Raw genomic sequence first — 21,473 nt, 5'->3', positions numbered from 1 at the left:
CTCACTCCGGAAACTTCGAGACGATGATGAACATGGCGGTGCCTGCGAGCAGCGTCACCAACGAATAGGTATAGAGCACGAGAAGGAACGGCTGGAAGAGCATGAGGAAACCGATGGCGATCAAGGCGGTCGCGATGTACTCCATGGGGCCTCGGCGCAAAAAGAACGGGCGCTTCGGGCGGGATGGGCGTGGGGTCTCGATGAGATGGGTCATTTGCGAACCGCTCCGAAAGTGATGCCGCGCAAGAGCTGCTTGCGCAGCAGAATGGTGAAGACGAGGATCGGGATCAGGAAGATCGTTGTTCCCGCGGCAACGGCAGGCCAGTCCTGGCCGCCTTCGCCGATGATGGTCGGGATGAATGGCGGTGCCGTCTGGGCTTCACCCGAGGTCAGCAATGCGACAAAGGCATATTCGTTCCAGGCAAAGATCAGGCAGAAGATCGCAGTGGCGGCGATGCCGGTGGTTGCCTGCGGCAGGACGACCTTCCAGAAGGCCTGCAGCCGGGTGTAGCCGTCGATCATCGCAGCCTCTTCATATTCGTGCGGGATCTCGTCGATGAAGCCTTTAAGCAGCCAGACGGCGAGCGACACGTTGACTGCCGTGTAGAGCAGGATCATGCCCAGCGCCGTGTCGGAGAGGCCAAGCTCGCGGTACATCAGATAGATCGGTATGGCGACCGCGATGGGCGGCATCATGCGCGTCGACAGGATGAAGAACAGAAGGTCGTCGGCGAGCGGTATCCTGAAACGGGAAAAACCGTAGGCGGCCAAGGTTCCCAACGAGACGGCCAGAAATGTCGAGCCGAAGGCAATCACCAGAGAATTGGCAAAGCGTGGCAGGAAATTCGAGGGACCCGCAATGACCATGTTTCGCTTGCGGGTAACCTCATCACAGGTGCCGGTCGGTGCAGGCAGGGAGGTGATGTATTCCGGCGTCTGACGCGTTCTCGTCGTCAGCAGATTACAGTAGCCTTCCAAGGTCGGCGTGAAGACGATCTTCGGAGGATAGCTGATGGAATCCGGCGGAGATTTGATGCTGGTCAGGAAGATCCAGACGAGCGGGATCATCGTGATCAGGGCGTAGAGGATCACGATAGCACCGGCGATCCTCTTGCTGGTCGGGCTCGGCTCGACGACCGAATGGGCTGAGGTAACCGAGCTCATCGCTGCTTCACCTTGTTGAGTGCCTTGACGTAGATGTTTGCGAGACCGAACACGGCAACGAAGAGGACGATGGCAAAGGCCGACGCCCGTCCGGTTGCCCAGCTCTCGAAGGCGGCCCGCTTCAAGGTGATGGAGGCAACCTCGGTGGTCGAGCCCGGGCCACCACCTGTCAGCAGTGTCACCATGTCGAACATCTTGAAATTCTCGATGCCGCGAAACAGCACCGCAAGCATGATGAAGGGCAGCGCCATCGGCACGGTAATCGACCAGAATTGCCGCCAGGCGGAGGCGCGGTCCACCTCGGCCGCCTCATAGATATAGTCGGGGATGGAACGCAGGCCTGCCAGGCAGATCAGCATGACGTACGGCGTCCACATCCAGGTGTCGACGATAATGATCGCCCAGGGTGCAAGCGAAACGCTGCCGAGCATCTGTATGTCGGCTGTCGGGATGCCGGTGACCAGGGAAACTGCATAGGCGAAGAGACCGATCTGCGGCTCATAGAGGAAGCGCCAGAAGTTGCCGACGACGGCTGGAGACAGCATCATCGGGATCAGGATCAGCGTCGTCCAGAAGGCGTGGCCGCGAAACTTGCGGTCGATCAGATAGGCGAGCGTAAAACCGATGACGGTCTGCAGCAGGATCGTCCAGAAGACGAAGTGCGCCGTCGTCTGCATCGCCTGCCAGATGTCGGGGTCGTTGAGCACCCGCTCGTAATTGCCCAATCCAACGTTCAGGACCGGCGCATTCGGACGGTTGGCGCGATAATTCGTGAACGACAGATAGATCGCCCAGATCAGCGGAAAGATGTTGATGGCGAGAAGCAGGATAATGGTGGGCGCGATAAATACCCAGGCGATTGCTCGATCGGATAGTCCGCGGACGCGGCGGGCAAGCGATGTCGGCGTCGCCCTTGCAGTTGCGTCTGCAGCCTTCTCGACCATAGAGGAAGAAGAAATGTTCAAGGTGTCACCTGGTCTTTGCGTATATGAGACATGTGGCGGCCCGGCAGTCTTGGCGAGCCGGGCCGCCATTCTGACAAGAAGGTTGTGCGTCCAGCCGGACACTAGATCTTGCCATCGTCCTTGAAGACTTCGGTCCAGTCCTTCACCAGGCCATCAAGCGCCTCTTGCGCGGTGCCGTTGCCGGCCACGACATAGTTATGAACGCGCTTCTGCATGTCCTGGAGGAGGGTCGCGTAGCTCGGCTCGGCCCAGAAATCCTTCACGATCGCCATCGAGTCCAGGAAAGCCTGGGCATAGGGCTGGCTGGAAGCAAAGTCAGGAGCGTTCACCACCGATTTCAGGCAGGAATAGCCGCCGAGCTGCCACCATTTCGCCTGCACCTCGGGCTGAGCGAACCACTTGATATACTGGAGGGCAGCGTCCTTCTTGTCGGAATAGGAAACTACCGAGATGCCCTGTCCGCCGAGCTGAGCGAAGTGCTTCTTTTCAGCCGGGTTGGGGAAGAAACCGATCTTGTCGCCGCCCACCTTCTCGTCCTTGTAGAGGCCAGGCCAAGTGAAGGCGAAATTCATCTGCATCGCGACCTGGCCGGATTTGAAGGCATCGGCCGACTCGACCATGTAGACGTTGGAGCTGCCGGGCGGAGTGCAGCAATCATAGAGCGACTTGTAGAATTCCAGCCCCTTCACCGCGTCGGGTGAATTGACGAATCCTTCCATTTCATAAGGCTTTTCAGGGTTGTCGTACTGGAAACCCCAGTCATACAGCACGTTGGTCACACCCATCGTGATGCCTTCGGAACCGCGCTCGGTGTAGATCGAAGCGCCGTAGACTGTCTTCCCGTCGATCTCACGCTTCTGGAAAAACTCGGCGATCTGCTTCAGCTCGTCATAGGTCTTGGGCGCGGTGAGATCGCGGCCATATTTTTCCTTGAATTCCTTCTGCAGTTCCGGCCGCTCGAACCAATCCTTGCGATAGGTCCAGCCGACCACGTCGCCCATGGCAGGCAGCGCCCAGTAGTTCGGCGTATTCTTCGGCCATTCCGAGTAGCCAACCACCGTCGCCGGCACGAAGTCATCCATCTTGATGCCTTCCTTGTCGAAGAAATCGTTGAGCTTGACGTAGTGGCCGTTTTCAGCCGAGCCGCCGATCCACTGGCTGTCGCCGATGATCAGGTCGCAGAGCTTTCCGTGAGAGTTCAGTTCGTTGAGAAAGCGGTCCGCATAGCTGGTCCACGGCACGAACTCGAACTTCATTTCGGTGCCGGTTTTGGCGGTGAARTCYTTCGASAGTTCGACMAGCGCGTTGGCCGGGTCCCASGCCGCCCAGCAGAGTGTCAGTTGATCAGCTTTTGCGAGATTGGGCAGCGCCGACGACATGATGAATGCCGATGCCAGCCCGAGAAGGGCTTTCGATTTCTTTTGCATACGTTCCTCCCAGAACCAAAGCCGGCTCCCCGCCGACATGCAAGTCCACCAATTTCAGAGAATGCCTACATGAACTCCTCAACCCTCATGTTTAGCAATATGTTTAGTGATAGACGTTTTTATAAACATTGCAAGTAACAATCGTCACAGTCCTGTCACCGACCCCGTAATGATGCAGATTGCCGGCATGTCGAACAGTGCAAGACCCTGACGTGCCACGCCTACGGGGTGAAGCGTGATTGCCTCGAGGTCAGAACGACGCTATGGGCAAAGGGAGCGCGCCGGGTATGATCAATCAATTGAAGGGAGATCGGCTGGTGTCTGCGCAGATGGATCGCGGCGGGGATGTGAAACAAACGCCAGCCGGGCTTTCGGACGTGCTCGGCTTGGGCCTGTCCGTCGTTTTCTGTGGCCTGAACCCTGCACTGTCAGCAGTCCGGGACGGCCATAATTTCTCGTCTCCCAGCAACCGCTTCTGGAGGGTGCTACACCTTTCCGGCTTTACGTCGCGCCTCTTGCGCGCCGACGAAGAGCAGGAACTGCTCCACTATGGATGCGGCATCACGGCCGCCGTCTCGCGAGCCACGAAGAGCGCCAGCGAATTGCGGCTGGACGACTATAAAAAGGCTGCACCTCTGCTCGAAGCGAAGATAACCAAGTTCGCGCCGGCCAACCTCGCCTTTCTCGGCAAGGCTGCCTTCGCAGCGATTACCGCACGGGCGGACTGCGATTGGGGAAGGCAGAGTGAGGTATTCGCCGGCGCCAACACCTGGATTCTGCCGAACCCCAGCGGGCTTAACAGAGCTTTCGGCCTCGAGCGACTGACGGCGCATTACCGTGACTTGAGAGCAGAAACCTAGCCACGCGTCGGCTGAGTTCCTGCTGAAAGCCTACAGGCGAACATCCAGATCGAAGATGGCGCCGGCCTCATCGACAATGTCAACCGAAGCAAGTTCGGCATAACGATCCGAAGGAGAAAGGGAGAGCGCTGCCCCGGTGCTGGGCACTCCCCTCCGCGCAAGAGGCAAGCGCCTAGCTTACCCCATTGAGAACGACCATCTTGTCATCGGCCATCTCCTGCATCGTCCAAGGGATACCGCCGACGCCATAACCGGACTGGCGGCGACCAGCAAACGGCATCCAGTCCGTCCTAAACGCAGTGTGGTCGTTGATGAGAACGGTGGCTGCATCCAGACGCTTCGCCGCCCGGAGTGCAACGGCAATATCAGAGGAAAATACGCTCGACTGAAACGCATAAGGCAGCGAGTTGGCACTCTGAATTGCATCGTCGAGGTTTCGGTAACCGTAGACGCAGGTCAGCGGACCGAAGACTTCGAGTTGCGACACCTTTGCGTCGGCCGGCGGATTGAGCAGCACCGACGGCAGCAGCGTCGTTTCCGACAGACGCCCGCCTCCGAGCTGTTTTGTTCCGGCATCAACGGCTTCCCGGATCCAGTTCGACACCCGCTCCGTTTCGCGTGGCAGGATCAGTGGCCCCACCTCGGTTTGCTTGAGGGTCGGATCGCCGACCCGAAGGGCCGCGACCGCAGCGGCAAGGCTCTCGGTGAACGGCTCCAGGATCTCTTCGTGCACGAATATCCGCTGGACCGACACACAGACCTGGCCTGCATGATAGTAGCCACCTTTGACGATGGGACTGACGACTGCGGCCGCATCTGCACTTCGATCAACGATAACAGGTGCGGCACCGCCATGTTCAAGCGCGCATCTCGTGCCTGGCGGCAGCTTGCTCTTGAGATACCAGCCGACTTTCGCAGATCCGATGAAGCTTAAAAACGCGACGCGGGGATCGGTCGCAAAGGATTCAGCAAGCGCGTTGTCGTCGGTGACGAAGGTCTGGCACCAGCGCTCGTCCAGGCCGGCCTCCCAAAGCAACTTCACGATTTCGACGCATGAGATGGGCGTTGTTGCTGCGGGCTTTACAATGACGGGGCACCCGACGGCGATCGCAGGCGCAATTTGATGGACGATGAGATTGAGGGGATGGTTGAATGCCGAGATCGCCGCGACAACACCGATCGGCTCTTTCGTTGTAAACGCCAGGCGATTCAGGCTCGCGGCCGTCAACCCCATCGGGATTTCCTTGCCGCCGAAGTTGCGGATTTCATCGGCGGCGTTGATCAGTCCGTCGATCGCCCGTGTGACCTCGACGATGGCGTCCGCCAGAGGCTTGCCGCCTTCCCGCGCAATCATCATCGCGAAACGATCCCTGTTGTCGTGCAGCAGTTCCGACGTCTTTCTCAGGATCGCCATGCGCTGATACGCAGGCAACCACCCGTCGCGATCGGCAAAGGCTTTCGCGGCAGTATCCAGCTTGCGATCAAGCGCGGCGGCGTCATCGGTCAGTAACTCGGTGATGATCGCTCGATCAAACGCCTGATAAACCGTTAAGCTATGCGACATCTCATGCCTCCAGAATTGCCGGGAGCCGTTCGCGCAGCTCTTTCACCAGCACACGTTCATTTTCCGAATAGTCGACGGGGACATTGACCAGATGCACGCCCCCACCTTTGAATGCATCCTCAAGAGCCTGCTTGAGCTGGCCGATATCATCGACCCTCGTTCCTTTGGCGCCGTAGGATTGCGCATATTTGACGAAGTCCGGATTGCCGAATGTCATGCCGAAGTCCGGAAATTCGTCAACGGCCTGCTTCCAACGGATCATCCCATAGGCATCGTCTTCAATCACGAGAACGACAAGGTTCAATTTCAGCCGGACGGCGGTCTCCAGCTCCTGCGAATTCATCATGAACCCGCCGTCGCCGCAGATCGCCATGACCCGCCGTTGCGGGTAAAGCATCGACGCGACCATCGCGGACGGAAGGCCAGCCCCCATCGTCGCAAGCGCGTTGTCGAGAAGCAGAGTATTCGCCATTTTGGTGCGATAATTGCGAGCGAACCATATCTTGTACATGCCGTTATCGAGAGCGAGAATGCCATCGTGGGGCATGACCTCTCGGATGTCGTGGACGAGCCTCTGGGGCGTAAACCGTTCCTCGGTCGCCCGGTCTGCAATACGATTGAGAATTCGCTCTCGCAGGTGAAGAAGCGCCTGCGCGTTTGGGAGCTTGCCTTCCAGGCGATCGGCGAGCGCCTTGAGTGACGGTCCGATGTCGCCGATGACCTCGGTCTGAGGAAAATAGACCTGCTCGACCGTCGCCGGCTGGTATCCGACATGGACGACCTTGGGGCCGCCCTTGCCCATGATGAACGGAGGTTTTTCGATCGTGTCATGGCCGATCGTGACGATCAGGTCCGCCTGTTCGATGGCCTCGTGGACGTAGTCTCGCTCCGAGAGGGCCGCGGTGCCCATATAGAGCTCAGTTCCCCCTGGAACCGTCCCCTTCCCCATCTGGGTCGTGAAATAAGGGATGCGCGTTCGAATAACGAACTGGGCGATGTCCGACGTGGATCGAGGACGCGAGGCTGCCGCTCCGAACATGAGCAATGGACGCTTGGCCGATGCAATCAGCGCAGCCGCACGATCAAGCGCAGCGTCGCTTGCGGTCGGTAGTTCAAGCTGATGCGGCGCTACCAGCGCGATGTCTTCACACTCCTCTGCTGCGATGTCTTCAGGCAGTTCGAGATGAACTGGACCAGGCCGTTCCTCCTGCGCGATCCTGAACGCCTCCCTCACCAGGGTCGGGATCATCTGCGGCGAAACGATCTGACGCGTCAGCTTCGTCAACGGCTTCATCGATGCGACGACGTCAACGATCTGGAAGCGGGCCTGGCGCGATGAAAGAATACCCTTCTGGCCGGTGATCATCACCATGGGCATTGCGCCGAGAAGAGCATAGGCTGCTCCAGTCGACAGGTTCAGCGCTCCTGGCCCGAGCGTCGTCAGGCATACGCCAGGCTTACCCGTCAGCCGTCCGTAGGTCGCTGCCATGAACGCAGCYGCCTGCTCGTGTCGCGTGAGCACGAGCTGGATAGACGATTTGCGAATGGATTCGACGACATCGAGGTTTTCTTCGCCTGGAATGCCGAAGATACGCTCCACGCCTTCGTTCTCAAGCGCCGCAATGAGGAGATCCGAGCCTTTGGTCATGGAAGGTGCCTGTGTGCTTTGACGCCGCGGTCAAGGGCGACGCGATGAGAAACGTCAGACGCTGAACATAGGTCGATTTGCGGTCCGAACCAATCGCACCTTAGTGCAGATTTTGCATGCGAGATATGCTCGCAGAACCTCCCTCGGATTTGGAGCAGCCAGTCGATCAAAATCATTGACGGCAAGCGCATTGCCCGCGTGCTGCCTCTCCCGTTGCCTCGCGCAGTTTGCGTTCAGGAAATAGATTGGCGAAAAATGCCAGCGAGGCGCGCTGGCGAGAGGTTTGGGATTTTCGCGACAGGGTTCAACTCCCGAGCAGGATCGCCCCTGCCGTAACAATAATGCAGGCGAGAATGCGCCGAGCGGTCAAGATTTCGCCAAGGAATAGCCAGCCGATCAAAACGGCGAATACAACGCTTGTTTCCCGTAGCGCCGTGATTGGGCCGGCCGGTCCGAGTGAGAAGGCGGCAATCACCACACCGTAGGCGATCATTGCAACCAAGCCACCTCCGAGAGCCTTCCATGTGTCCGGCGCTCGAAAATCGACCCGAAGCCGCCGGCGCATACCAATGAACGCAACAGGCAGGAACGTGCCGTAGAGGACGAGCACCCAGGCAGTATATGCGCCGCTCTGGCCGGCCAGTCGTACGCCGATGGAGTCGACCGTTGCGTAGGCGGCGATGATCGCTCCTGTCGCCAAAGCGAACAGGATAGACGAAGTGGAGGATCTGCCCTTGCCAAAGGATAGGCTCATGATCCCGAGGGCAATGAGAATGACACCTGCAATCTGGAAAGGGTCCAGGTGATCGCCAGCGATGACGAACCCGCCGAGCGTCACGAGAAGCGGCACCGTTCCGCGAACGATCGGATAGACCTGCCCCAGTTCCCCATAACGATAGGCCGCGACGAGGAAGACGCTATAGCCGACCTGGAGGAAGGCAGAGAGGAAGATATAGGACCATGCGGCCGACGGCGGCAGCGGATAAATGAACAGGAATGGAAGCGCGACAACCGTGCTCGCAAAGCTCATGACGGTGACGGTCCAGAGCCGGTCGCCGCCGCTGCGCAGGAAGGCGTTCCATGTGGCGTGAAGGACTGCGGCGAAAAGCGCCAGGCCGATGACGGCGGCGCTCATTGCCGCGTCCTCGTCGCCAGCAGATCGGCGGCGACGTTCCGGGCATTGTCGATCGCCTCTTTCCCCTGGCCCATCTGAGCGAGCATCGTTGCCCCCTCGATCAGCATGAACAGGATCATGGCGATATGCGGCTCTCGACCCTCCTGCATCGACGGCGCCAGGATGTCCCGAATGCGGTCCTGAAGATCGCGCTTCTGGCGCATGACGGCCCCGAATACCACATGATCCCGCTCGCCGAACTCCGCAAGCGCATGCTGAAACAGGCATCCGTGAAAATCCGGACTGTCGAACCAGCGTTCATGCCAATCGAAAACCGCCATGATCTTCTCATCTGGCGTCATTGCGGTTTCCGAAAGCCGGTCGAGCTGGCGTTTGAACCGATCCGTCCGCCAGTTCAGAACCTCGACAATCAGGCCGTCCTTGCTGGGAAAATGCCGATACATCGTCATCTTGGCGACCTCCGCCTCGGCAATGATCCGGTCTATGCCGGTGGCGTGGAAGCCGTCGCGCTTGAACAGGGTATAGGCAGTTTCAATGATGTGCTGACGTTTCTCGATGGCAATGGCGCGGCGTGGCATCGCGAAAATCCAAGTGAGACAGACCTGTCTACCTCATATATCAATCAACAGCTTTGGTCAATGAGCGTGGGAATATCGGGATGGCAGCAGCGCCTTCAGCATCGGCAGCAGATGCCTGAAATGGGCGTGACGCGGATCGAGATCGGACCAGGTGGATAGAATGCCGATCAGCGGCTTGCCGGCCCAATCGCCAGTGTCTTATTGGCTCTCACAGACATGCCGACATGCCTCCATCCACGTAAAGTATGTGACCATTGACATAACTTGAGGCGTCCGAGGCAAGAAAAATACAGGCGCCCGTCAGTTCCTCCCAGTCTGCCCCAGCGGCCGGCCGGCGTGCGCCGCCCGATCCAGCTCGAAAACTCGGTATCGGCCACGAGCGCTGCGTTGAGCGGCGTATCAAATATCCGGGGGCGATGGCATTGACTGCCAGCCCATGGCGGGCCCAGTCGGTCGCCATGCCTTTGGTGAGATTGCCGAGCGCGCCCTTGCTTGCGGTATAGGGCGCAATTCCGGGCCGGGCAAGCGCGGTCTGGATCGAAGCGATGTTGATGATCTTGCCGCGCCCGCGTGCGATCATGTGGCGTGCGACGGCCTGGCCGACGTTGAAGGCGCCGGAGACATTCGTTCGCATCAGCAGTTCGAACATGTCGGGCTCGAACTCCTCTAGCGGGGCGCGATGCTGCATGCCGGCATTGTTGACGAGAATATCGATCGGTCCTGTGGATTGCTCGAACGCGTCGATGGCTGCACGTACGGCCCTGGCGTCGGTCGTGTCGAACAGCAGCGTTTGCGCCGGCGTGCCGGCCGCGCTCAGGAGCCCGGCCGCGGTAGCGAGCTTTTCGGCATCGCGGCCATTGAGCACGATTTCGGCACCCGCCGCGGCCAGGGCCTGAGCCAGGCTAAACCCGATGCCTTGGCTGGATCCGGTAATCAGAGCACGTTTGCCGGACAGATCGAAGAGTTCAATACCCTTTTGCACGGCACCGCCGCGCAATTGCGGCATGCGCGTCTGGGAAGCTTGTCATACGCTGAGCGGCTCCTGGGGTTACCACCGCGACGAGGATACTTGGAGCGCGGAACAATTGGTGCAGATGCTGGTCGGCACCGTTGTCATGGGCGGCAATCTCCTGATGAATGTCGGGCCGACGGCGCGCGGCACGCTCGACCACCGCGCGATTGCAGCCTTGCCACTTATGAGGAGTGGATGGCGCTGCACGAGCGCAGCATCGTCTGCTGCATCCAGTCCGATTTCTCCGCGCCGCTCGATTGCCGGCTGACCCAGAATGGCGATCGCCTCTACATCCACCTCTTCAACTGGCCCTATCGCCATCTGCATTTCGATGCGCTGGCGGGCAAGATCGAATATGCGCAATTCCTGCATGACGGCAGCGAGGTCACCTGGCTGCAGCCGTCCGCCAATACCTTATGGTCGAATACCCAATTCCCCGTCGCCGACGATCAATTGACATTCGTCCTGCCGGTGCGCCGACCCAAGGTCGTGGTCCCCGTCATCGACGTCAAACTCAAGCCGGGAAGCGCCCCCTCCATTCAGGATTGAAGCGATCAGCACGCGTGACAGCTTGCCTGGACCGGGAAACGTCCCGGCCCAGGAAAAAAGGTTTCTGACACGTCGAACTCTAGGGCGGCGATAGGTCATTCCTCTTTGAATGCTCGACCGACCTGGAAAATCGTAGATGTACCACCTGGCCGAATGCTCACCTTATCGATGTCGGTTGGTGAAAGCCTGACGGCGTATTCTCTGTGCGCCCAAAACGCCCTGAGCAACTATCGCAGTGGGGGAATACGAGCAAAAAGCGGGCCGAGTCCTTCCGCGATCGTCAGGTGCACGATCACCGCTTCGCGAAGCTGGGTGTATGGCAGTCCGGCCATCATTGCCGTTTGAACCACAGCCATGACCTCTCCAGCCTCGGAGCCGATCATCGTAAAGCCCAGGATGCGATCATCATTCGCGCTTACCACGGCTTTCATGAAGCCTTGGGTCTCCTCGGTCGCTTCGGTGCGCAACACATTTCCCATTGGCAGCGTCGCGACACGATAGGCAATGCCCAGGTGCTGGGCCTCGCTTTCGCTCATGCCAACACGAGCAAGCGGAGGATCTGTAAACATTACATAGGGGATCTGGCGCGCGTCTGTGCGACGGTTGCCTCCCGCCATGTTGTCACGAACGATCCTGAAATCGTCAACGGACACATGCGTAAACTGCGGACTGCCGGCGCACTCACCGATCGCCCAAACGCCTTCTTCTGTAGTTTCCAGACGCTCACTGACGCGAATGAACCCGCGATCATCCAGCTCGACGCCGGTCTTCTCAAGTCCGATGTCCGCAGTATTTGGAACCCGGCCAGCCGCCACCAGCAAGTCGCTACCCTCGACGGTTCGGTTTCCGGCGTCGGTATGAACTTCGACGACAACAGCGTCCCCCGACAAGCCCCACACTTGTGTCGGTTTTGCACCCAAAAGGACCTCGATACCCTCTGAAACAAGTATACGCTGCATCTCCTCGGCAACATCGGCGTCCTCCCGACCCATCAATCGCTGCGAGGGTTCGACAATGGTCACGCGACTGCCGAAGCGGCGGTACGCTTGCGCCATTTCGATACCCACATAGCCGCCTCCGAGCACAATCAGATGCGACGGCAGGTAGTCGAGCTCCAGCGCCTCGATATGGGTCATTGCGCGCGCTGCCGACAGGCCAGAGATATCCGGTATCGCAGCATGACTGCCGACATTCACCACGACCTGGTTACCGGAAAGCCTGCGCTGGCCGCCGTCATTCAAGCTGACTTCGATGGTCTTCGGCCCGACGAATTTTCCCTCCCCCATGATGAGTTCGGCACCGCTCGCCTTGTAGGCATCAAGGTGAAACGCAATCTCCCGATCGACCATCGCTTGCTTGCGCCGGCGGACGGCCGCCATATCGGTGGTCACCGATCCAGTCGCAGTACCAAATTCTGCCGCATGGCGAGCCAGATGAGCGACCCGCGCACTCCAGATCTCGTTTTTGCTCGGCAGGCAGGCGACCGCCGGGCAGGAACCGCCGACCCATCTTCGTTCGACGACCGCAACTTTCTCACCGGAACGAGCCAGGTGCCAAGCAAGCAATTTGCCGCCCTGGCCGCTACCAAGGATCAGTGTGTCGAAATTCTCAATATCGTGCATAGGAATTCCCCTTCAGCTGGCAGAAGCCCAGCGCGTCGAATGCGATCTGCCTCTGCGATGACAATGGGAGGAGGCTATAACGGCAGCATGATTTGATTAATGCCAATTTAGCTCATATTCATGCTTGATCAGCTCATTCTGGAAAGATCGACATGTCGCAGCGCATCGATTGGCTTAGCCGTCTGCTCGAAATGATGCCGGTCACCGGCAAGCTGGAGCTTCATTGCCTTTATGGTGCACCTTGGCGGGTTGCGTATGAGCAGGGGGCCGCCCAGGACATCGTTTATCACGTGATATTGAGCGGCGAGGCATGGCTGAATGATCGCCATGGCAACAAAGCACAGCGTCTCACGTCTGGCGACATCCTCCTGGTCCCCGCTGGAGCACCGCACGTCCTCACCGATGGCAGCGGCACCGAGCCGGTGAAGGCGACGCAAAGGCAAGGGCTGAACGTCGTGATCAGCGAGAACTCCGGTCAGGGCGAACGGCTGGACATGCTTTGCGGCCGCTTTGTGCTTGCCCCTCCTCACGACCGTCTGCTGGGGACTTATCTGCGTTCACGGATGATCGTACGAGGAACATCAAAATCAGCGATATCGCCACAATCCGTGACGCGCCAACAGATGGAGGCCCTTGTTGGCCTCATGCGGGCTGAGGCAAATGTCGAGGGGATTGGCGGTCAGGCGATGCTCAACGCGTTTTCGGCAGCGTTGTTCACGCTGGCGCTGCGACTGGCAAGTCAATCCCACGATGCGCCACTAGGGCTGGTCGCCCTTGCGAGCCACGTCAGGCTCGCTCCCGCGCTCAACGCGATCTTCTTCGAACCTGCCCGCCCATGGACGCTTTCAAAACTGGCAAGCCTTTGCAACTTGTCTCGGGCGACTTTGGCCCGCTACTTCGAGAGCAGTTTGGGTCGCTCCGCTAGCGAACTTCTTCAAGACGTTCGCATCACCCTGGCAGCCAATGCGCTGCGGATGCCGACGACGTCGACCGCTACGGCGGCCGATCTGGCCGGGTATCGATCTGAAGCTGCCTTCCAGCGGGCCTTTAAGCAGCATCTCGGATTGACCCCCGCCCAATGGCGCGCTTCCCGGACGGCCAAAGCGACGACGGACACGGACGGTGCATCCAGCGCCGCCGACCCTCAGATACGTCAATCCGAAGAGCATCGGGATGTCTCGAACCAAGCCTAGACTTTCCCAGCATATTCCAACGTCGCTGTTGCTGCTTACGCCTGACTGAACGCGTCAAATCAGACAGTACGGTCCGCGGGGCCTTTTCCGCCACCACCAAGACTTGGACCGCTTTTTTGAGTGATGCGAGAGCTTGCGGCGGATGGCGGCGCCCTCCTTCTCAATGAATTTCATCCCGCACAACGCARGCTGTTCTGGCCAGAAGGTCCACACCTACCAAGCCTTCGTGGAGCGCGAGCGCAGTGTCGCTGCACTAAGCGCCAGACAGCTTTCATGCTAGATTGGCGTTCCGGAAATCCACCACGAGCGAAACAGCCATGGCCGCAGCAAACAAATCGTCCCAAGCGGGAGCGCCACAGAAACGTCGCCACAAATTCCATCCCAAGCGAGACCCGAAGCCAGAGGTACTCGCCCAGGCCAATCGCACAGTTTTACGGATGGTTTCCGTGGTGGTAGTTGCTTTTCTCGTCGTCATCGCCGTCCAGGCGCTGTGGTAGAGCGAATGACGCTGGCCCGGAGCGGCCATGGTCAGCGGCCATGGTCAACGGAAATTTCCTGGTCTCGGAGCCTCCCGATATGTCCGTAAGGTAGGCGCTTGCGACAACATGGCGTCGAGTTTGGTTCGCACGGGCGGCTCTCTTAAAGAGCTGTGACTTGAAACGGACAGTCGCCCAACCTCCGGCCCGTCTCCCCTCAACCTGCTCAGACAAGTGCCGCCCTCATCCGATCGCTTTCGCTAATTCGGTGTTGCAGTTTCGCACTCGACTCCCGTGGTACTCAATGGTTCAATTTCCGCTGCTGAGAGGGAGTAGGCAGCGATGTATTACGAGTGGAGCGAGGCGAAGGCACGCAGGCGGTACCTGATCAAGTTCGCGTCCGTATGGTTGGCTGCTATTGCGCTGGGATTTCTCCCGGTTTGGTGGTTGGTGCAGGAGACCACGTTCTAAGCCGCTAACGATATAAACGGTGGCGCTATATCCTGAATGGCACGTTCAGCGACCAGACCCGCCCGTCCCGCGGTGCTATCGGACGGGCTAGCAACAGGCTTCCGTTGCGAGCCACTATGGTCACTCACCATACGTGCAAGCTGCTAGCTGCGCTCCCGGTCAGGGCTGCAGGGACTCGGCCCGACGCCTGATCCTGATCTCGATGCGGCGACGTTCCTTGACGTCTCCCGCCTGCCCGCTGGTGAGCGTATCACCCGGAATAACCAGCTGGGCAGCTGACATCGGTAACACGGTCACGTCCTTCAGCTTCGGATTTTCCTTCAGAATATTCGCAACCGCGATCGCCCGCGCGAGTCCAAGCCCGGCATTATCGGCAGGCTGGAGGAAATCGACAGGTAACTGGCCGTCGATGACGCCGATCGAAGCGTCGTCGAGATTGGATGTGCTTCTGGCGACGCGCTGCTCGTCCGTGTGCCCGATCACCTCGACCACGTCGACCTGATAACGCTCGAGGTTGTCGGCAATCTGGTCCGCGATCGAGGTCTCAAGCTTGTCCTCGAATTCCCGCGTCAACGCGGCGCTGCCTGACGTGAAGTAATATCCGCCGGCTTCGGAGAGGCTAATGATAGGCGGCCATTCATGGGGTTTGATGTCCCCGTGCAGCAGTTGCTCGAGCTGGTCCGGAGCTTTGTCGAGTGGGATGTTGTTCGCTGCCAGTACCTTTGCGACCGCGGCCAGCTTGGCCAGATCAGCGGGGCTGGCGTCGTTCATTTTCAACCTGTCGATGATCTGCCGGGCAGAGACCAGCTCGCGCCATTCGCTCTCGAATTTCGCGCGATCGGTCGCCGACATGTTCGAGCCGAGTTTCGACTGCACCTCTACGAGCTGGGCGGACAGTTCCTTGTTCTGCTGTTCCAGCTGCGCGAGGCGCTGCTCGGCGTCCATCCGCTGTTTCCGCTCGGCCGTGATCATGGCGGCGGCAACCAGCAGCAGGCAGAACACCAGCAGAAGCATGGATTCCGCCATCGTCAGCCCGAGGATGAGCCCGCGGTTGTATCCCTTATGCTCCAGCTTGGGGCTTCCGCTTGCCTGGGTCACCATCTGAACAACCGCCGTTTCGGCTCGTCTAGTGTCGGCCTGGTCTCCGTCTTCTCGCCATCCGGGACAACCGGTTCGGCATCCACCGTCGCACTCTCGCTCGCCCCGACCACGACAACGTCTGCCGTTTTCGAAGGGATGGACGGTTGCGGATTTTCCCTGTCACGCTCAAGCGCTTCCGCGATGCGATCCAGCTTATTGTCGATGCTGGCTAAGGGCTTCAATGCATCATCCACCTTGGCGGACTGCGAGCGTGTTTCCGCGATCCCCTCCTCCATCCGCCTGAGATGGGCAGCGGTCATATCCTTGATCGCGTCTATTGTCGGTGTCAGCTCGAAACGGATGACATCCTCGGGTGGCCTGATCTCTCCGAGACGGGTACCGACGCCCTCCACGGCGACACCGAACTTGTCGATGATCGTCGAGAGCTTATCCGTCGTCTCACTCAGTTTGCGGGTAGCTTCCGCTGCTTGATCTGTCACCGACCTGTTGTGGTCCTCGATGATCGATGAAAGCTTGGTCGCGGCCTCCTGGATCGGGATAATGGCCTCCTTGGAGATCGACTCGATGACCTTGCGGATTTCCTCGCCGTTCTTTTCCGCCTGGCGACCGATCTCCTCAAAGCCCTCCGTCAGCATCTGATTGCTGACCCTGCGGTAATTCGAGAACTCGCGAGCGGACGTGTCGAGCTCGGTTCGGACCCGCCGCGTCATCTCCGCAAGCTCGTGGCGGGCGCTGCGTTCGATGTCGATCGGGTCCCGGCGCATCTGGTTGAAGAGGATGCGTAGCGTCACGCCTGCGATTGTCGATGTCACCGCGATACCGAAGTTCCGGACGATTGTCTCGATCGAAGTCTCCCCGGCGAACAGGTACAGGGATACACCAAGGCTCGAGAGCGTAAACAGGAACCCCATGTAGTAGAGGTTGTCGCCCGCCTGCTCATTGTGCAGCCGGAAGCCAGCCAGCGCTATCGACGCCAGGAAGTAGATCGCCATTAGCACCAGGGGCACTGCCGTCACAACAAATGTCGACCAGGCGGCGAGTTTCGCCGACCAGATGAAGATCATTCCCCCGATCGTCACCGCCGCGAACAGCACGATAGGAGCCCAGTCCCGAAACGCAGTTCTTCCCGTGTCGTTTGATGCCATCACTCCAGTCCCTCCAGACGGGTGAAACCAGCGAACTCGCCGTTATTCTTCTCTACCCAGGATTTCCAGAACGCAGCCAAGTCCTCCATCTTGAACTTCTGGCCCGGCCGCTGGAAAGCTAGGACTTTGACCTGCACCCCATCCAAAGACGTCCGGAATTTCTCCCGTGCAGGACTGCTTTCGAATTTGGCGATCGAAACGCCGTCGCGATAGCTGGAAAACGCCGCAGTATGTTCGACCATATCCGAGGCAACATACAAGGTCTTAGGGATGCCTGCAGGCAAGGGTTGGAAGGCTTCAAGGTTTATGCGCTGGATACCCGCCATGATCGGCGAGAATTCACCCGAAGCGCCAGACCCGAGTTTGCCCGCGATTTCATCCAGGGGCTTCTGGAAACCCTTCTCCCAGCGTTGCTGCACCAGCTTCGGATTGCTGGTCCACTCGTTGGCCAGATCGCCGCTGCCCGGATTGCAGCCGTGGAAGGTTCTTTCAAGCTCACCTTCCTTCTCGGTCAGCGCGTAGACGTCGATCGCTCCGTTGACCGGAACGCCGTAAACCAAGCGCTGGAACTGGTTCTTGAGGTCAAGCGATGTCGTGCCCGAAATCGGGTCAGTGACATCGAGCAGGATGGCCGTCTCGCTGGTCGGACCCGTCGTCGGGCATAGAGATGCCTTATCGAGCGAAACACTGGACATCGCCTGGTACTTGAGCCAACCAAAGGCTCCGATCATGGCAAGCGCGACTGCCGAAAGTGCAATCGTCGCCACAACAGCGCCCGTCGAAAAGCCGCCTTTTCTGGAACGACTGCTACGCCGCCTGTTCCGCGCCAACGCCTGCCTCCGGGAATAGATTGTCCAGTCTGTGGTACTGCTCGACGGCCATCTCGAACGCGGAACCGATCTTTCTGATCTGATCGCTGAGTTCTGCTTGGGCGACCTGGATGCGTTCTGATAGAACGCGATCGTCCCATTCTTCGCTCGTTTTCAGGACGGGCGTTATTCGCTCCAGCTTGTACGCGCTCGTAAAATATTGAGGCTCCGGCCCTGTTCTCGCAGCCCGATTCGCCTCGCGGTAAGCCGTAAGAACAGCGTTTGCCGTGCGCTCGAGGTGGCTCTGGTACTCCGCGAAAAGTCCCGTGCTCCGCGCACGATGGGCGATGATGGCAGCAGATTCCTGGCGGCGCGAGCTCAAATCCCTGACGATCTCTTCGATCTTGTCGTTGTGGTCGTCGCGAATCTTACGAAGGTTGTCGATCAGGTCCAGCTTCCCGGAAATGTAATTTTGCCGCGCATCGTCCAGACGGCGCTGGACGCCGGCAAAACCCGGATACGGATCGGTCAACATGCAGCCGTCGATAAATGCCAGGATCGAGAAGAAAATCCCGATGGCGAAAAGCATCCAGGAATTCAACTCGGTCAAACCGAGCGGATTCTCTTGTATTCGTCTGATAACCTCGGTCCCCGCCCCTTCCAGAATGGTGGCCGACACCTCGCGATAATGGGCTAGAGCAAGGTTCACGGCCAGCGCAACGACAATATAGGCTGCAAGGCCAAGCAATCCCCCGAGCTTCAGTAGCCATGACCGGTGGACGAGATTTCGAACGCAGAAGAAGGCGAACAACAGCGCAGCGCCGATATTGAGCACCGCGAAGACTACCGCTTCGGTGATGCCCCCGATGATGCCCTGTTCGCTGCCCTTGGCCAGGAAGTTGCCGTTCATGACGATCTCGATGAGCACCAAGACGACGAGCAACGCGATCTTGACGCTTGTTGCTCCGGCGCTCGGTACCTTCGCCGCCCGATCCAGCCGATGCTGCCTCTTGAAAGACGTCATCTCGTCTTCGGCGATCTTGAGATCGCGGCGCAAGCCATGGAGTTCGTCGACGCCGCTTGCGATCTCGGCCTTGAAATCGGAAAGACTGGACGCGTTCGCCTGCCGGATGAGCCCGAACTGCCCCTCGAAATCGAGATTGCGAAGCCGTCCGTCGAAGGTCTGGAATTGATCCTCCAGCACTTGATAGGCCGATGCCTTTTCCTGCTCGATGCGGCCGACGATACGCTGCTCGACCTCGTCCAGCGACTGTGCCGACGGTGCGGGACGGTTAGCCTTTCCGTTTTCAGCACCCTTCTCCCGGACTTCCAGCGTCTGGACCAGTTTGTCCGTATCGAGTGACGCGAAAATCTCCGTGGATGCGCGGAAGTCGTGACTGGATTCGCGAACACTGGTCCAGAGCTTGTTTAGTGCTTCAAACGGCAATGCGTCCTCATCGGAAACATGGTTGCGGAAATCCTAACTTGTAATGCGTAGCTCAGAGGTTGTGATCGGTCCAGCAGCTGCGTCAACGATCGGAGTTTAATCGCTCACCACGGTTAATCTGTGTCGGCAAGAACATCCTTCCAGGCGGCGGATAAAACGGTTCCGGCTCGGCGACCGGGCTACCTAAAGCTGTGGATTCGGACGCCAATCCACCAAAAAAAGTCCGGCTCTCCGATCGACTTGAGGGTGCAATGGCAAGAATGTCATAATCGCGGGCATTCCATCGGAAGTTGATATGGCGCGAAAACGCCGGCACAAGACGACATCGAAATCGACTTCGGCAGTTATCTTCGCGGTGTTGGTCTTCGGTGTTATTGTATCCCACTCTGGACGCAGGGAACCGCCGCTCGAGCCAGTAGCTCCACTGGCCGTATGAAGCCGAGATTGATACGGCCTGCCTCGATATGGCGGATGCGTCATCGGTGGTGCCGCTTTCGATATGTGGACGAAAGCTGGCCGTCGACCATTTCGCATGATGTCCAAGCCGACCAGCCGAACGCACAGCGCCATGACCGCGTCATTGATCCAATGGCACAGGCCTAGCGGACCGTTCCCCGCTAGGCGAAGTGGCAAAGCCATAGCTCACGCAGCAATACCGGCGCGCAGTGTCAGCGCCAGATCCGGGCTGTCCGAGGTCAGGCTGCCGATGCCGCGCTCCAGCCAGTGGCGGATGCCGGGCTCGTCGTTGACGGTCCAGACACAGAGGCGGTCGAGCGGCAGCCGGCTGCGGATCAAGTCCCATTCGGCTTCCATCAGCTCGTGATGAATGGCAACGATCTCCACCAGCCCGTCCAGGCGGTCGATGAAGGCGGCGAGCCCGCCCTGCTTCTCGGCCCAGGCGGCGTTGACGGAGACGAGGCGGGAAACATCAGGCGCGTGAAGGCGGCACTCCTCCAGTACCGACGGATCGAAGGAGGTCAGGTAGGAACGTTCGCCGACACCGAAGCGAAAAAGCTCGGCTGCGACGCGCGCGGCAATGTCAGGATAGGGCGTACCGGTCTCGTCGATCTTGATCTCGACATGTAGGTCGATGCCCTTGTTGACGGCAAGCACGTCGAGCACATCGGCGAGCGTCGGAATGGCCTCGTCCGTGCCTTTCAACCTGACGGACTTGCGGGCTTCCACCGACAGGTCCTGCACCGGGCCAACACCTTCGGCGGTGCGTTCCAGCGTCGCGTCGTGGATGACGACGAGTTCGCCCGAGCGCGTCAGGTGCACGTCGAATTCGATGGCGTCGACCCCGAGCGCGGTCGCGTTGCGGAAGCCGGCGAGCGAGTTTTCGGGCCAGAGGTTGCGGGCGCCGCGGTGTCCGGTGATAAGCGTCATGAAATATCCTTCAACCTGTTGATTTCATAAGCATTAGCGGATCGTCGGGTCGAGCTTGTCGCGCAGCCAGTCGCCGACGAGCGAGATCGAAAGCGTCGTCAGCATGATGACGGCGGCGGGCGCCAGCATGATCCAGGGTGCGCGCGTCAGATATTCGCGCCCGAAGCCCACCATGTTGCCGAGGCTGGTTTCTGGCGGCTGCACGCCGAGGCCAAGGAAGGAGAGCCCGCTTTCCATCAGGATGATTTCCGGGAAAGTGAGGGTCGTGGAAACGATCAGCGTCGAGGCGACGTTCGGCAGGATATGATGCAGGTAGACGCGCGCAGGTGTGGCACCAAGCTGCACCACCGCCGCCGCATAACCCTGCGCGCCGGCGGCAATGGCGAGGCCGCGGGCGATGCGCGCATAGCGCTCCCAGCCGTAGAAACCCATGAGGCAGACGAGCAGCAGCATCGAGGAGCCGAAGAAGGCGAGAACCGCGAGCGACATGATGAGGAAGGGAAGTGCCGCCTGGAAATCGGCGAGCATCAGGACCAGATGCTCCACAAAGCCGCGCAGCTGCGCCGCCAGGAACCCGAGCAGCGTGCCGAAGAGTGCCGACAGGATCGTCGCGCCGAAGGCGATGACGAGCGAGACGCGGATCGACTGGATGAGGCGCGAAAGCACGTCGCGGCCGAGTTCGTCCGTGCCAAGCAGATGCTTGAGCCCGCCCGGCGCCGAAAGCCGGCTGCTGAGATCCATGGCCGTGATGTTGAACGGGCGGATGGTATCGGCGAAAATGGCCGTCAGCACCATTGCCGCAAGCCACAGCAGGCCGAACGCCACCGAGAGCGGCACGTTGCGGCGCAGGAAGGAGACGAGGCGGTTCGGCTTTCCGGAAGCCGGCGTACCGGCGAGATCGACAGTTGCCATCGGCTTTCT

The 21,473-nt window shown here is 59.5% G+C and carries 18 protein-coding genes and 1 pseudogene; 3 read left to right on the top strand and 16 right to left on the bottom strand.

The genetic code is table 11. The features are described from left to right. Position 1: 1 nt before the first annotated feature. The 4 genes from AC1DTN_RS28520 to AC1DTN_RS28505 all read right to left on the bottom strand — a co-directional run bounded on the left by AC1DTN_RS28520 (position 2) and on the right by AC1DTN_RS28505 (position 3,556). Positions 2–214, bottom strand: a complete 213-nt coding sequence (locus AC1DTN_RS28520; protein WP_477923622.1) for a hypothetical protein — start codon at positions 212–214, stop codon at positions 2–4. After that, positions 211–1,164: a carbohydrate ABC transporter permease gene (locus AC1DTN_RS28515; RefSeq protein WP_477923620.1), complete on the bottom strand. Its 954-nt coding sequence runs from the start codon at positions 1,162–1,164 to the stop codon at positions 211–213. Before AC1DTN_RS28515 ends, AC1DTN_RS28520 begins: the two co-directional genes overlap by 4 nt. Next, positions 1,161–2,129, bottom strand: coding sequence for a carbohydrate ABC transporter permease (locus AC1DTN_RS28510; protein WP_183800803.1), 969 nt, complete (start codon positions 2,127–2,129; stop codon positions 1,161–1,163). Before AC1DTN_RS28510 ends, AC1DTN_RS28515 begins: the two co-directional genes overlap by 4 nt. Positions 2,130–2,230: 101 nt before the next feature. Then, positions 2,231–3,556 carry an ABC transporter substrate-binding protein gene (locus AC1DTN_RS28505; RefSeq protein WP_113320758.1) on the bottom strand — a complete coding sequence of 442 codons (1,326 nt, stop codon included), beginning with the start codon at positions 3,554–3,556 and terminating at the stop codon, positions 2,231–2,233. 329 nt (positions 3,557–3,885) lie between these two features. Here AC1DTN_RS28505 and mug point away from each other — a divergent pair, with 329 nt between their 5' ends. Next, positions 3,886–4,416, top strand: a complete 531-nt coding sequence (gene mug, locus AC1DTN_RS28500) for a G/U mismatch-specific DNA glycosylase (RefSeq protein WP_113320844.1) — start codon at positions 3,886–3,888, stop codon at positions 4,414–4,416. A gap of 172 nt (positions 4,417–4,588) precedes the next feature. On the opposite strand, the gene AC1DTN_RS28495 is transcribed toward mug, so the two are convergent. From AC1DTN_RS28495 to AC1DTN_RS28475, 5 genes are all read right to left on the bottom strand, one after another. Then, a complete protein-coding gene (locus tag AC1DTN_RS28495; protein ID WP_477923617.1) occupies positions 4,589–5,980 on the bottom strand; it encodes an aldehyde dehydrogenase family protein in 1,392 nt (463 codons plus the stop codon). 1 nt (position 5,981) lies between these two features. Next, positions 5,982–7,628, bottom strand: a complete 1,647-nt coding sequence (locus AC1DTN_RS28490) for an acetolactate synthase large subunit (protein WP_477923615.1) — start codon at positions 7,626–7,628, stop codon at positions 5,982–5,984. A 304-nt stretch (positions 7,629–7,932) separates the two neighbouring features. Next, on the bottom strand, positions 7,933–8,763 hold the full coding sequence (locus AC1DTN_RS28485; RefSeq protein ID WP_477923613.1) for an EamA family transporter: 831 nt from the start codon (positions 8,761–8,763) through the stop codon (positions 7,933–7,935). Then, entirely contained in the window at positions 8,760–9,341 is a 582-nt protein-coding gene (locus tag AC1DTN_RS28480; protein WP_442206541.1) for a TetR/AcrR family transcriptional regulator, read from the bottom strand. The genes AC1DTN_RS28485 and AC1DTN_RS28480 overlap by 4 nt, the downstream gene beginning before the upstream one ends. A gap of 208 nt (positions 9,342–9,549) precedes the next feature. Next, positions 9,550–10,338, bottom strand: coding sequence for an SDR family NAD(P)-dependent oxidoreductase (locus AC1DTN_RS28475; protein ID WP_442206647.1), 789 nt, complete (start codon positions 10,336–10,338; stop codon positions 9,550–9,552). 4 nt (positions 10,339–10,342) lie between these two features. Here AC1DTN_RS28475 and AC1DTN_RS28470 point away from each other — a divergent pair. Continuing rightward, positions 10,343–10,902, top strand: a pseudogene (locus AC1DTN_RS28470) (alpha-L-fucosidase); the annotation flags it as partial. 227 nt (positions 10,903–11,129) lie between these two features. Here the strand turns inward: AC1DTN_RS28470 and AC1DTN_RS28465 are convergent. After that, positions 11,130–12,524 carry an FAD-dependent oxidoreductase gene (locus AC1DTN_RS28465; protein WP_477923611.1) on the bottom strand — a complete coding sequence of 465 codons (1,395 nt, stop codon included), beginning with the start codon at positions 12,522–12,524 and terminating at the stop codon, positions 11,130–11,132. 152 nt (positions 12,525–12,676) lie between these two features. Between AC1DTN_RS28465 and AC1DTN_RS28460 the strand changes: the two genes are divergently transcribed. Further along, positions 12,677–13,717 (top strand): AraC family transcriptional regulator, encoded by a 1,041-nt coding sequence (locus tag AC1DTN_RS28460; protein WP_113320751.1) that lies wholly within the window; start codon positions 12,677–12,679, stop codon positions 13,715–13,717. A 1,106-nt stretch (positions 13,718–14,823) separates the two neighbouring features. Here the strand turns inward: AC1DTN_RS28460 and AC1DTN_RS28455 are convergent. From AC1DTN_RS28455 to AC1DTN_RS28430, 6 genes are all read right to left on the bottom strand, one after another. After that, the gene (locus tag AC1DTN_RS28455; RefSeq protein WP_113320749.1) at positions 14,824–15,765 is read right to left on the bottom strand and encodes an OmpA family protein; all 942 of its coding nucleotides are present in this window, start codon (positions 15,763–15,765) and stop codon (positions 14,824–14,826) included. Next, positions 15,759–16,910, bottom strand: a complete 1,152-nt coding sequence (locus AC1DTN_RS28450) for a hypothetical protein (protein WP_477923609.1) — start codon at positions 16,908–16,910, stop codon at positions 15,759–15,761. Before AC1DTN_RS28450 ends, AC1DTN_RS28455 begins: the two co-directional genes overlap by 7 nt. Next, the gene (locus AC1DTN_RS28445) at positions 16,910–17,740 is read right to left on the bottom strand and encodes a hypothetical protein (RefSeq protein WP_477923607.1); all 831 of its coding nucleotides are present in this window, start codon (positions 17,738–17,740) and stop codon (positions 16,910–16,912) included. The genes AC1DTN_RS28450 and AC1DTN_RS28445 overlap by 1 nt, the downstream gene beginning before the upstream one ends. Then, positions 17,718–19,166, bottom strand: coding sequence for a hypothetical protein (locus tag AC1DTN_RS28440; RefSeq protein ID WP_113320746.1), 1,449 nt, complete (start codon positions 19,164–19,166; stop codon positions 17,718–17,720). The genes AC1DTN_RS28445 and AC1DTN_RS28440 overlap by 23 nt, the downstream gene beginning before the upstream one ends. A 642-nt stretch (positions 19,167–19,808) precedes the next feature. After that, positions 19,809–20,552: a glycerophosphodiester phosphodiesterase family protein gene (locus tag AC1DTN_RS28435; RefSeq protein ID WP_477923605.1), complete on the bottom strand. Its 744-nt coding sequence runs from the start codon at positions 20,550–20,552 to the stop codon at positions 19,809–19,811. A gap of 33 nt (positions 20,553–20,585) precedes the next feature. Further along, positions 20,586–21,464, bottom strand: a complete 879-nt coding sequence (locus AC1DTN_RS28430; RefSeq protein ID WP_477923603.1) for an ABC transporter permease — start codon at positions 21,462–21,464, stop codon at positions 20,586–20,588. Between the last annotated feature and the right edge of the window lie 9 nt (positions 21,465–21,473).

Source organism: Rhizobium sp. 01T444 (genome assembly GCF_056398305.1).
This window is presented reverse-complemented; position numbering and strand designations above follow the sequence as displayed.

Excerpts from the sequence above, each read along its gene's own strand:
- AC1DTN_RS28460 (WP_113320751.1), top strand. The coding sequence starts at position 12,677 with ATGTCGCAGCGCATCGATTGGCTTAGCCGTCTGCTCGAAATGATGCCG.
- AC1DTN_RS28435 (WP_477923605.1), bottom strand. The coding sequence starts at position 20,552 with ATGACGCTTATCACCGGACACCGCGGCGCCCGCAACCTCTGGCCCGAA.
- AC1DTN_RS28480 (WP_442206541.1), bottom strand. The coding sequence starts at position 9,341 with ATGCCACGCCGCGCCATTGCCATCGAGAAACGTCAGCACATCATTGAA.
- AC1DTN_RS28495 (WP_477923617.1), bottom strand. The coding sequence starts at position 5,980 with ATGTCGCATAGCTTAACGGTTTATCAGGCGTTTGATCGAGCGATCATC.
- AC1DTN_RS28465 (WP_477923611.1), bottom strand. The coding sequence starts at position 12,524 with ATGCACGATATTGAGAATTTCGACACACTGATCCTTGGTAGCGGCCAG.
- AC1DTN_RS28515 (WP_477923620.1), bottom strand. The coding sequence starts at position 1,164 with ATGAGCTCGGTTACCTCAGCCCATTCGGTCGTCGAGCCGAGCCCGACC.
- mug (WP_113320844.1), top strand. The coding sequence starts at position 3,886 with ATGGATCGCGGCGGGGATGTGAAACAAACGCCAGCCGGGCTTTCGGAC.
- AC1DTN_RS28430 (WP_477923603.1), bottom strand. The coding sequence starts at position 21,464 with ATGGCAACTGTCGATCTCGCCGGTACGCCGGCTTCCGGAAAGCCGAAC.
- AC1DTN_RS28485 (WP_477923613.1), bottom strand. The coding sequence starts at position 8,763 with ATGAGCGCCGCCGTCATCGGCCTGGCGCTTTTCGCCGCAGTCCTTCAC.
- AC1DTN_RS28450 (WP_477923609.1), bottom strand. The coding sequence starts at position 16,910 with ATGGCATCAAACGACACGGGAAGAACTGCGTTTCGGGACTGGGCTCCT.
- AC1DTN_RS28455 (WP_113320749.1), bottom strand. The coding sequence starts at position 15,765 with ATGGTGACCCAGGCAAGCGGAAGCCCCAAGCTGGAGCATAAGGGATAC.
- AC1DTN_RS28520 (WP_477923622.1), bottom strand. The coding sequence starts at position 214 with ATGACCCATCTCATCGAGACCCCACGCCCATCCCGCCCGAAGCGCCCG.